This window comes from Streptomyces sp. NBC_01006 (assembly GCF_045162725.1).
Classification (GTDB): domain Bacteria; phylum Actinomycetota; class Actinomycetes; order Streptomycetales; family Streptomycetaceae; genus Streptomyces.
Map to the genome: position 1 here is coordinate 174,069 of NZ_CP108701.1, position 11,351 is coordinate 185,419.

Below are 11,351 nucleotides of genomic sequence, written 5' to 3' on the forward strand. Positions count from 1 at the left end.
TCCGATCCGAGAGGCAGCGACACATGATTCACCCCGTCACCGTCGTCAAATGCGGTGGCAGCCCGGCGATCGACCGGGAGGCGATGTGCGCCGACATCGCCTCCCTGGCCGCCGCGGGCCGCCGTGTCGTGCTGGTGCACGGCGGGGCCGCCGAGGTCGACCTGCTGGCGGAGCGGCTCGGTGTCCCCCAGCGCCGGCTGACCACGCCCAGCGGCTCCTCCAGCCGCTACACCGACCCCGCCACCCTGGAGGTCCTCCAGCTGGCGCTCGCCGGCAAGGTCAAGCCCGCCCTGGTGGCGGCGCTGGGCCGCTACGGCGCCCGCGCCGTCGGGCTGACCGGCCTGGACGGGGGCACGGTCCGGGCCCGGCGGACCGCCGCGCACCGCGCGGTGCTCGACGGCCGCACCGTCATGATCCGCGACGACCACAACGGCCGGATCCGGAGCGTGGATCCGACCCTGCTGACCCTGCTGCTGGAGCACGGCATCGTGCCCGTGCTCTCGCCGCCGGCCCTCGCCGAGGACGGCACCGCGGTCAACGTGGACGCCGACCGCACCGCCGCCGCGGTCGCCGCGGCCCTGGGCGCCGAGCGGCTGGTGCTGCTGACGGGGGCGCCGGGCGTACTGGCCGACCACCGCGACGAGTCCTCGCTGCTGCCCGAGTACCGGGTGCCGGCCGAGGGGCCCGTCGGGGACGCGGCCGTGGGCGGCATGAAGGCCAAGCTGCAGGCGGCCCGGGAGGCCCTGCTGGGCTCCGTGGCCGAGGTGGTGGTGGCCGACGGCCGGGTGAAGCACCCGGTCTCCGTCGCGCTCGGCGGCGCGGGGACCACCGTACGGCTGGCCGCCGTACACGAGACGGGCGGCGCCGCGCCGCTGACGACGACGGGGAGCTGACGGCGATGGTCGAGACGACGACCGGAACGAGCGCAGGGCCGACGGCCGGTACGGGAACGGCGGCGGCCGGCGCGGGTGCGCGCAGCCTCGCCGACACCCGCAAGGCGCTGCTGGCGCTGCGCGAGCGCCAGCGGACCACGGTGCGGGCGACGAGCACCTCGATCACCCCGGCGGCCCGGGACCGGGCCCTGCCGCTGTCGTTCACCCAGCAGCGGCTGTGGTTCCTGAACCAGTGGTCCCAGGGCAGGCCGGTCTACAACGCGCCGTCCGTGCTGCGCCTGCGGGCGCCGCTGGACCTGCCGGCGTTCCGGCGGGCGCTGACCGCCCTGGTGGGGCGGCACGAGATCCTGCGCACCCGCTACCCGGAGCTGAACGGGGTGGCCTACCAGCACGTCGATCCGGCCCCCGCCGAGGTCGCGCTGCCCGTCACCGACCTCGGCGCGCTCGCCGGCGCGGAGCAGGAGGCCGCGGTCGAGGCCCACGTACGGGCCGAGATCCGGCACTCCTTCGACCTGGCCGCCGAGCACGCGCTGCGGGTGTCGCTGGTCCGGCTCGGGCCGCAGGAGCACGTCCTGGTCCTGGCCATGCACCACATCGCCACCGACGGCTGGTCCACGGACATCCTGACCCGCGAGCTCGTCGCCCTCTACCGGGCCGAGGCGGCCGGGTCCGCCCCCGTACTGCCCGAACTGCCCGTGCAGTACGCCGACTTCGCGGTGTGGCAGCGCGGCCACCTGACCGGCGAGGTGCTGGACAAGCAGCTCGCGTACTGGCGGGAGCGGCTGGCGGGGGCCGCGACCCTCGACTTCCCCGCCGACCGGCCCCGGCCCGCGGACCCCACCCGCGACGGCGCCACGCTGACCGAGATGCTGCCGGACGAGCTGCTGCGCGGACTGCACCGCACCGCCCTGGCCGAGCGGGCCACCCTGCTGACGGTGGTGCTCGCCGCGTTCACCGCGCTGATGTCCCGCTACACCGGCCAGGACGACATCGTCCTCGGCTCGGTGTTCTCGGGCCGCACCCGGCCGGAGATCGAGAACCTCATCGGCTTCTTCTCCAACACGCTGGTCCTGCGCACCTCCACGGAGGGCGACCCGACCTTCCGCGAGCTGCTGCGGCGCACCGGCGAGACCGTGATGGGCGCCCACTTCCACCAGGACCTGCCCTTCGGCACCCTGGTGGACGAGCTGGCCCCCGAGCGCGACCCGAGCCGCAACCCGCTCTTCCAGACCTGCTTCACCCTCCAGCACGCGGCGGCCGCCGAGGCCGAGGCGGGCGGGCTGTCCGCCGAGCCGTACCCGGCCGACCCGGGCACCGCCCGCTTCGACCTGGCCGTGCAGCTGACCGAGGTGCCGGGACAGGGCCTGCGGCTGTGGGCCGAGTACTCCACCGAGCTGTTCGACACGGACCGGATCGAGCGGCTGTTCGGGCACTACGCCCGGCTGCTGCGCGCCGTCACCGACGACCCTGAACTGCGCCTGAGCGAGCTGCCGCTGCTGACGGACGCGGAGCACCGGCAGCTGGTCCGCGGCTGGAACGACACCGCGCGCACGTACGGCACGGAGGAGCTGTGCCTGCACCAGCTCGTCGAGTCCGTGGCCGACGCCCACCCGGACGCGGTGGCCGTGGTGTACGAGGGCGCGGCGCTGACCTACCGGGAGCTCGACGAGCGGGCCGACCGCCTCGCCCACGCGCTGCGCGCGCAGGGGGTCGGGCCCGAGTCGGTGGTGGGCGTGCTCGCGCGGCGCGGCCCGGCGCTGCCTGTGGCCTTCCTCGCCGTGCACAAGGCGGGCGGCGGCTACCTGCCGCTCGACCCGGACCACCCGGCCGCCCGCTGGGAGCTGCTGCTGGAGGAGGCCGGCGCCCGTACCGCCGTCACCACGGCCGATCTGGCCGGGGAGCTGCCGGCCTCGGTCACCGCCGTGCTCGCCGACGATCCGGCGCTCGCCGACGGGCCCGCGCCCGGCCGGCTGCCGGCCTCGGCGGGTCCGGAGAACCTCGCGTACGTGATCTTCACCTCGGGCTCGACCGGGCGCCCCAAGGGCGTGCAGGTGGAGCACCGCTCGATCGTCAACTTCGCCCGGGCCATCACGGAACTGTTCCGGATGGGACCCGGGGACCGGGTGCTGCAGTTCGCCAACCCGTCCTACGACGTCAGCCTCTTCGACTTCTTCTCCGCGCTGACCAGCGGCGCCGCCCTGGTGCAGGCGCCGCGCGAGACGCTGCTGGACCCCGACCGGCTGACCGCCCTGATGCGGGACGAGCACGTCACGGTGGCGGACCTGCCGCCGGCGGTGCTCGGGGCACTCGACCCGGCGGCGCTGCCGGAGCTGCGGATGCTCTTCGTCGGCCTGGAGGCCTTCCCCGGCGAGCTGGTCAACCGCTGGAACACCGGCGGGCGCGAGTTCCACAACGGCTACGGGCCCACCGAGGCCACGGTCGCCTGCATCGACTACGCGTGCCCGCGGACGGTGCACGACTCGATGCCGCCCATCGGCACCCCGCTCGCCAACTACACGGCGCACGTGGTGGACCGGTTCGGCGCCCTGGTGCCCGTCGGGGTGCCGGGCGAGCTGCTCGTCGGCGGCGTCGGGGTGGCCCGCGGCTACCTGAACAGCCCGGAGCTGACCGGGCAGAAGTTCGTACCGGACCCGTACGGGGACGGCGGCGACGGCGGGGACGGCGGCACGGACCCCGGGCGGCTCTACCGCACCGGCGACCTCGTGGTCCGCCGGGCCGACGGGAACCTGGAGTTCCGCGGCCGCGTCGACCAGCAGGTCAAGATCCGCGGGTTGCGCATCGAGCCCGGCGAGATCGAGCAGGCGCTGACCGCGGAGCCGGAGATCGCCGAGGCGGTCGTCGTGGCCCACGGCGAGGGCGCCGACGCGCGGCTGGTGGCGTACGTGGTCCCCGTCCCGGGTACGGCCGCGCCGGACGAGGGGGAGCTGCGCCGCCGCCTCGGCGGACGGCTGCCCGCGCACCTGGTGCCCGCGCTCTTCGCGGTCCTCGCCGAGCTGCCGCGGGCGGCGAGCGGGAAGCTGGACCGGGCCCGGCTGCCGGAGCCCGAACAGGCCGCGGCCGCGGTGGAGTTCGAGGCCCCCTCGACGCCCACGCAGCTCGCGCTGGCGGGCATCTGGGAGGAGATCCTGGGCCGGGGCGGCTTCAGCACCCACGACGGCTTCTTCGCCGTCGGCGGCAACTCGCTCAAGATCACCCAGTTCGCGGCACGGGTCCGGGAGCGCTTCGGGGTGGAGCTGGAACTGCGCGACCTGTTCGTCAACAGCACCCTCGGGCAGCTCGCCGACCTGGTCGAGGAGCGGGAGCTGGCCTCGGCCGACGATGCCGAGCTGCTGGCCCTGCTGGAGCGCGCCGAAGCGGCCGAAGCGGCGGGAGCCGCCGGAGCCGGTCAGGGCGGTGCGCTGTGACCGGCGGACACCCGGGCGCCCTCACCCCCGCCGAGGAGGAGTTCCGCGGGCAGGTGCGCGCCCTGCTGGCCGAGGAGCGCGTACGCGCCCTGGCCGCCGAGATCGCCGCGTACCCGCCGGACACCGAGGCCACGCACCTGCCGGTGCACCGCTGGCTGGGCGAGCGGGGCTGGCTGGCCCCGAACTGGCCGCAGGAGTACGGCGGGGCGGGCCTGGGCGCCGCCGAGGCGGCGATCGTCACCGAGGAGATGACGCTCGCCGGGATCCCCGACGACGTGCACGTCCTCAGCATCGACATCGTCGGGCGGTTCCTGCTGGAGGTCGGCACCGAGGAGCAGAAGAAGCGGCACCTGCCGGCGCTGGCCGCCGGCGAGGAGATCGCCACCGTGCTCTTCACCGAGCCGGACGCCGGATCCGACCTGTCGGGGCTGCGCACCACCGCGCGCCGCGACGGCGACGGCTGGCGGCTGTACGGCCAGAAGGTCTACAACATGAAGTCGCAGTACGGCGAAGTGGCGCTGTGCGCGGCCCGCACCACCGAGTCACCGGTGGCGATGCACGGCATCACCCTCTTCCTGCTGCCGCTGCGCTCCCCCGGCGTGCACGTGGAGCCCGTTGCGACGCTGTGCAACGACCGGTTCAACCTGGTCGTCATCGACGGGGTGCGCCTCACGGAGGCCGACGTCCTCGGCGAGGTCGACAACGGCTGGGCCCTGATGAACGAGCTGCTCCAACTGGAGCGCACCGGGGTCGACTTCCACGCCAAGGCCCGTCGCCTGCTGGACCTGGTGACCGAGCGGGCCGCGGCCGCCGGCCGGCTGGCGGACCCGGCGTACGCGCTGCCGCTCGCCGCGCTCGACGCCCGGCTGCGCGCCGGGCACGCCATGGCCTGGCAGCAGGTGCGCAACCTCGGCGCGGGCCGCCCGGACCCGGTCGGCTCGGCGATGGCCAAGTGGTACGTCACCGAGCAGATCCGGCCGGTGCTCGACCTCGGCCTGGAGGTCTGCGGGCTGGAGGCGGTCCTCACCGCCTGGGACGGCGCCGCGCCGGACGGCGGGGTGCTGGAGGCGGGGCTGCGGATGGGCCCCTCGCACCGGCTGGCCTCCGGGACCTCCGAGGTCATGCTCACTCTCATCGCCACCAACGGTTTGGGGCTGCTGTGACGACGGCCGTGCTCGACGAGCTGAGGGAACTGTTCGGGCTGGAGCTGGCGCCCGTGCTGCGCCGGCTCGGGGAGCGGCCGCGCGGCGCCGCCGCCGGGCCGGCGGCCCGGCTCGGGGAGGAGGACGCGGGCACCCGGGACGCCGTGTGGGCCACCCTGGCCGAGCTGGGCGCCTTCGGCCCGCACACGGAGGACGAACGGGCCGCCGTCGCCGAGCTGATGGGCGCGGCCCTGTACCAGAGCCCGTACGCGGACACCGTGACGGCGGCCGCGCTGCTGGCCGCCACCGGGGATCCGGCGTACGGACCGCTGCTGGAGCAGGTCGCCCGCGGCGCGGAGCGTCTGGCTCTCGCGGCCCGCGAGGACGGGCTGACCGGGCCCGCCCGGCCCGGCCCGCTCACCGTGCACCGGGAGGGGGACGGGTACGCGGTCACCGGCCGCCGGCCCTTCACCGCCTTCGCGGCCGACTGCGGCCACCTGGCGGTGGTCGGTACCGGGCCCGACGAGGAGCCCGTACTGGCCCTCGTACCGCGCGAACAGCCCGGGGTGCGCCTGACCCGCCGCGACGACATCGGCCGCGGGGACCTGTACGCGGTGGACCTGGACCGGGCCGCGGTGTCCGGGGCGCTCCACCCGGTGGGCGCGGCCTGGCCGGCCGTGCTGGCCGCGGCCCGGATCCGGCAGGCCGCCGCGCTGGCGGGAGCCGCGCGGGCCGCGGTGGAGCTGGCCGCGGAGCGGCTGAGGTCCCGGCAGGCCTTCGGGCAGCCGCTGGCCCGCCGGCAGGCGCCCGCCCACCGGCTGGCCGCGCTGGCCGCGGAGGCGGCGACCGTACTGGCCTTCGCCCGCTCGGGGGCCACGGCCGCCGACCGTGGGCAGGACGTACGCCGCACCGGCGCGCAAGTGCTGTACCTGGCGGGCGATCTGGCCCGGCGGGCGGCCGCCGAGTCGGTGCACCTGCACGGCGCGTACGGCATGACGGAGGCCTGCGACGCCCAGCTGTTCCTGCGCCGCGCCGCCGTGGACTCCCAGTGGCTGGGCACGGGCACCGAGCTGCTGCGGGAGGCGGCGCCCCCTGCACCCACCCCGAACCCCCGCTGATCCGAAAGGCCGCCCCATGCACGACTCCCACCTCCTGGACCCGGTGCCGCTGCTGCGGGACCTGATCCGGATCGAGACCGTCAACCCGCCCGGCGACGAGGGCCGCCTGGTCGCCCACCTCGAACGGCTGCTGATCGCCGAGGGGATCACGGACTACAAGGTGGTCGGCCCCAGCGCCGAGCGCACCAACCTGGTGGTGCGCTTCCCCGGCCGGGGCGAGGCCCCGCCGCTGCTGCTGCACGCGCACTCCGACGTGGTGCCGGTGACGGGCCAGGAGTGGACGCACCCGCCGTTCGAGGGCCGCCTCGTGGACGGGGAGGTGTGGGGCCGCGGCGCGATCGACATGAAGGGCGGCCTCGCCATGATGCTGTCCGCGCTCTTCCGGCTGCGCGCGGCCGGGGAGCGGCCCGCGGGGGATGTGGTCCTCGCGGTCGTCGCCGACGAGGAGGACGGCAGCGGGGCGGGCGCCGCCTTCCTGGTCGAGCAGTACCCCGAGCTGTTCGAGGGGGTGCGGTACGCCATCGGCGAGGAGGGCGGGGCCGGGATCGAGCTGGCCGGGATCCGCTTCCACCCGGTAGTGGTGGCCGAGAAGCGGCCGGGCTGGCTGCGGCTGACCCTGCGCGGGCCCGGCGGGCACGCCTCGCGGCTGGCCGCGCCGGGCAATCCGACGGCCCGCCTCGGCGCGGTGCTGACCGCGCTGAGCGGGGCCCGGCTGCCGCGCCATCAGATGCCGGCCGCCGACCGGATGCTGGCCGCGCTGGCCGGGGCGCTGCCGGAGCCGCTGGCCGGGGCGGTGACCCGGCTGCGGGAGGACCGCGGGGGCGACGCGCCGCCGGCGGGACTGCCGCTGAACGAGGCGCTCCAGCTCGACTCGGTGCTGCGGCACACCGTCAACCCGACGGTGGTGCGCACCGGACACAAGATCAACATGATGCCGGCGGAGATCACCGTCGACGTCGACGGGCGGATCCTGCCCGGGGAGTTCGAGGTGGCCGACCTGGTCGCCGAGATCCGCGCCCTGATCGGCGGGGATGGCGAGGACGCCGACGCGATCGGGATCGAGCTGCTGCACGAGGACCCCCGGGTCCGCCCCGAGCTGATCGCGGAGCCCGAGTTCGGGCCGTTCTACGACCGGCTGGAGGCGATCTTGCGCGAGGCCGACCCCGAGGCCGTGCCGCTGCCGGTGATGAGCCCGGCCACCACCGACGCCACCGTCTTCGCCCGCCTGGGCATCCGCTGCTACGGCTGGCTGCCGCTCCTGCTCCCCGCCGGGGCCCCGCACCGCCGACTGCTGCACTGCGCCGACGAGCGGATCCCCGTGACCGCCCTGGAGTTCGGCACCCGCTGCCTGACCGAACTGCTGCGCACCTACCCCTGAACCGCCGGTCCCCTGACGACGAAGGCCAGTGACGCCATGTCCTCCGAGTTCCTCTCCCCGCAGCGCGCCGCGCTGCTCGCGCAGCTGCGCCGCGGGCGCGGCCTCGGCTCCGCGCCCGGCGGCATCACGCGCCGGCCCGACCCGGCCGCCCCCGCCGCCCCGTCCTCCGGGCAGCGCCGGCTGTGGTTCTTCGACCAGCTCCAGCCGGGCAGCGCCGCGTACACCATCGCCTGCGGCGTGTGGCTGCGCGGCCGCCTCGACCAGCCGGCGCTGGAGCGGGCGCTGACCCGGATCACCGAGCGGCACGAGGTGCTGCGCAGCGTCCTGCGCGCCGATGGCGAAGGCGGCGTACAGGCGGTGGTCCTGCCCGCCACGCCCGTCGCCGTCCGCACGGTGGATGCCCCCGGCGAGGCCGGGGAGGAGCTCGTACGGCGGGCCGGGCGGATCGCCGCCGAGCCCTTCGACCTCGCCGCCGGACCGCTGCTGCGCTGCACCCTGCTGCACGGCGCCGGCGATGCCCGGCTGCTTGTCCTTGCCATGCACCACGCCGTGTCCGACGGCTGGTCGCTCCAGGTGCTGATCCGCGAACTGGTCGAGCTGTACGGGGCGCAGGCCGAGGGGCGCGAGCCGCGGCTGCCCGAGCTGCCGGTCCAGTACGCCGACTACGCGCTGTGGCAGTCGCAGTGGCTTTCCTCCCCGGCGGCGGCCGCGCAGCTTGAGCACTGGCGGGGGCGGCTCGACGGGGCCGTCCTCGCCGACCTGGCCACGGACCGGCCCCGGCCGGCCCGTTCCGACTTCTCCGGGGCGCACGCCCGCTTCGAGGTGGGCGCGGCGGCCGGGGCCCGGATCGGCGCGCTCGCCGACCGGCTGCGCACCACGCCCTTCACCGTGGCGATGGCCGCGTTCGCCGCTGTCCTCGCCCGCTTCACCGGCCAGGACGACCTCGTGGTGGGCACGCCGGTGGCGGGCCGCGGCCGGGCCGAGACGGCCGCGCTGGCCGGGTTCTTCGTCAACACCCTGCCGGTGCGCATCGACCTGTCGGGCGACCCCTCGCTGGAGGAGCTCGTCGGGCGGATGCACGGCGAGGTGCTGGACGCGCGGGCCAACGCGGAGGTGCCCTTCGACCACCTGGTCGAGGAGCTGCGCCCGCAGCGGGACGCGGGCGGCCGCACCCCGCTGGTGCGCTACCTGTTCCAGTCCGACGAGCAGGCCCAGGAACCGGTCGTGGTGGGCGGCCTGGAGATGCTGCCGGTCCGGCTGGACACCGGCACCGCCAAGTTCGACCTGGCCGTGGACCTCTCCCCGCGCGCCGACGGCGGCTTCGACGGGCTCGTCGAGTACAGCACCGAGCTGTTCGACCCGGCCACCGTGGAGCGGATCGCGACCGCGCTGCGGCTGGTGCTGGAGGAGGCCGGGCCCGCGCGGGCCGCCGCCGCCCTGTCGGAGCTGCCGGTCATGACGGCGGCGGACCGCGCCGGGCTGCTGGAGCGGTGGAGCGGGGCGGGCGTGCCCGCCGTACCGACGGACACCGCCACCGTGCACGGGCACATCGAGGCCCAGGCCGACCGCACGCCGCGGGCCACCGCCGTCCAGTACGGCGAGGAGCGGCTCAGCTACGCCGAACTCGACGAGCGGGCCAACCGGCTGGCCTGGGAGCTGCGGGCGCGCGGCGCCGGCCCGGGCGCGCTCGTCGGGGTGGCGCTGCCGCGCGGCCTGGACCTGATGGTGGCGCTGCTCGCGGTGCTCAAGTCCGGCGGCGCCTACCTGCCACTGGACGCCGGCTACCCGGCGGCCCGGATCGAGATGATGCTGGAGGACGCCGGGGCCCGGGTCCTCGTCACCGACACGGACGCCGTACCCGCGGAGCTGACGGCCGCGGCCACAGCCGCGGGGGCGCGGGTGCTGTGCGTGCGGCGGGACGCGGCTGCGGTCGCCGCCCGTCCGGCGCACCGCCCACAGGCCGGCGCCGGGGCCCGCGACCTCGCGTACGTGATCTTCACCTCGGGGTCCACGGGACGGCCCAAGGGGGCCATGAACGAGCACGGCGCCGTCGTCAACCGGCTGCTGTGGATGCACCGGGCGTTCGGGCTCGCCGAGGGCGAGGGCGTGCTCCAGAAGACACCCATCGGCTTCGACGTCTCCGTGTGGGAGCTGTTCTGGCCGCTGATGGTGGGCGGCCGGTGCGTGCTCGCCCGGCCCGGCGGCCACCAGGACCCCGAGTACCTCTGCGACCTGATCGCCTCGGCCGCGATCACCACCGTGCACTTCGTCCCCTCGATGCTGGCCGCTTTCACCACCGCCGGCCGGCTGCCCGCCGTACGCGACACCCTGCGCCGCATCGTGTGCAGCGGCGAGGAACTGCCCGCCGCGCTGGTCACCGAATGCGCCGGACTGCTGCCGGACACCGGGGTGTTCAACCTGTACGGGCCCACCGAGGCCGCCGTGGACGTGACCTGGTACCCCTGCGCCGAGGGGTACGGCAGCCGGGTGCCGATCGGCCGCCCCATCGACGGCGCGCACGTGTACGTCGTCGACCGCGCGGGCCGGCCCGTCCCCGTCGGCGTGGCCGGCGAACTGCTCCTGGGCGGCCCGGCCGTGGGCCGCGGCTACTGGCGCCGGCCCGGGCTGACCGCGCAGCGGTTCGTACCGGACCCCTTCGGCGCGCCCGGGGCCCGGCTCTACCGCACCGGCGACCTGTGCCGGTGGCGGGCGGACGGCACCCTGCAGTACCTGGGCCGGATCGACCACCAGGTCAAGCTGCGCGGGATGCGCATCGAGCCGGGCGAGATCGAGGAGGCGCTGCGCACCCACCCGGGCGTGGACTCGGCGGTGGTCTCGGTGCGCACCGGCAGCTCCGGAACCCCGGTGCTGGTGGCGCACGTCCGCCCCGCCGAGGGCCCGGACGCACCGGACGCGAACGGGCTGGCCGCCGTCCTGCGCGCCCACCTGCGGGAGCTGCTGCCGGCCCACATGGTGCCCACGGCCTTCGCCGCCGTCGCCGAGTGGCCGCTCGGCCCGAACGGCAAGCTCGACCGGCGCCGGCTGCCGGACCCGGAGCCCGCCGCCCCCGACGCCGGCCGGGCCCTGCCCGCGACGCCCGTGGAGAGCGAGCTGTGCGCGATCTGGGCGCAGGTGCTGGGCGTCCCCGCCGTCGGCGCCACCGACAACTTCTTCGACCTCGGCGGGCATTCGCTGCTCGCCACCCAGCTGCTCGCCCGGATACGGGCGCGGTACGGGGTGGAGCTGCCGCTGGGCCGGCTGTTCGCGGCGCCGACGGTGCGCGCGACGGCCGAGGCCCTGGCCGCGGCCGGGCGCCGTCCGGCGTCCGCACCGGCCCTGCGGCGCATCGACCGGTCCGCCTACCGCGTACCCGCCCCTTCGATTGCGGAGTGAGT

General features: G+C 76.2%; 6 protein-coding genes. All 6 read left to right on the plus strand.

Translation table 11 applies throughout. The annotated features are described in order from the left end of the window. The first annotated feature begins 23 nt into the window (after window positions 1–23). From OG509_RS40635 to OG509_RS40660, 6 genes are read left to right on the plus strand one after another with little or no spacing between them, the layout of a single operon-like run. On the plus strand, window positions 24–893 hold the full coding sequence (locus OG509_RS40635; protein WP_331741968.1) for a [LysW]-aminoadipate kinase: 870 nt from the start codon (window positions 24–26) through the stop codon (window positions 891–893). Between the two features lie 5 nt (window positions 894–898). After that, window positions 899–4,318: an amino acid adenylation domain-containing protein gene (locus OG509_RS40640; RefSeq protein ID WP_331741971.1), complete on the plus strand. Its 3,420-nt coding sequence runs from the start codon at window positions 899–901 to the stop codon at window positions 4,316–4,318. Continuing rightward, window positions 4,315–5,481: an acyl-CoA dehydrogenase family protein gene (locus OG509_RS40645; protein WP_331741974.1), complete on the plus strand. Its 1,167-nt coding sequence runs from the start codon at window positions 4,315–4,317 to the stop codon at window positions 5,479–5,481. Before OG509_RS40640 ends, OG509_RS40645 begins: the two co-directional genes overlap by 4 nt. Beyond that, window positions 5,478–6,578 carry an acyl-CoA dehydrogenase family protein gene (locus OG509_RS40650; protein ID WP_331741976.1) on the plus strand — a complete coding sequence of 367 codons (1,101 nt, stop codon included), beginning with the start codon at window positions 5,478–5,480 and terminating at the stop codon, window positions 6,576–6,578. Before OG509_RS40645 ends, OG509_RS40650 begins: the two co-directional genes overlap by 4 nt. A 16-nt stretch (window positions 6,579–6,594) precedes the next feature. Beyond that, window positions 6,595–7,956, plus strand: a complete 1,362-nt coding sequence (locus OG509_RS40655) for a M20/M25/M40 family metallo-hydrolase (protein WP_331741979.1) — start codon at window positions 6,595–6,597, stop codon at window positions 7,954–7,956. Between the two features lie 36 nt (window positions 7,957–7,992). After that, window positions 7,993–11,349: an amino acid adenylation domain-containing protein gene (locus OG509_RS40660; RefSeq protein WP_331741981.1), complete on the plus strand. Its 3,357-nt coding sequence runs from the start codon at window positions 7,993–7,995 to the stop codon at window positions 11,347–11,349. Window positions 11,350–11,351: the final 2 nt, after the last annotated feature.

What these genes read in the sequence shown, in the direction of transcription:
- OG509_RS40635 (WP_331741968.1), top strand. Translation starts at nt 24, where the DNA reads ATGATTCACCCCGTCACCGTCGTCAAATGCGGTGGCAGCCCGGCGATC.
- OG509_RS40655 (WP_331741979.1), top strand. Translation starts at nt 6,595, where the DNA reads ATGCACGACTCCCACCTCCTGGACCCGGTGCCGCTGCTGCGGGACCTG.
- OG509_RS40660 (WP_331741981.1), top strand. Translation starts at nt 7,993, where the DNA reads ATGTCCTCCGAGTTCCTCTCCCCGCAGCGCGCCGCGCTGCTCGCGCAG.
- OG509_RS40640 (WP_331741971.1), top strand. Translation starts at nt 899, where the DNA reads ATGGTCGAGACGACGACCGGAACGAGCGCAGGGCCGACGGCCGGTACG.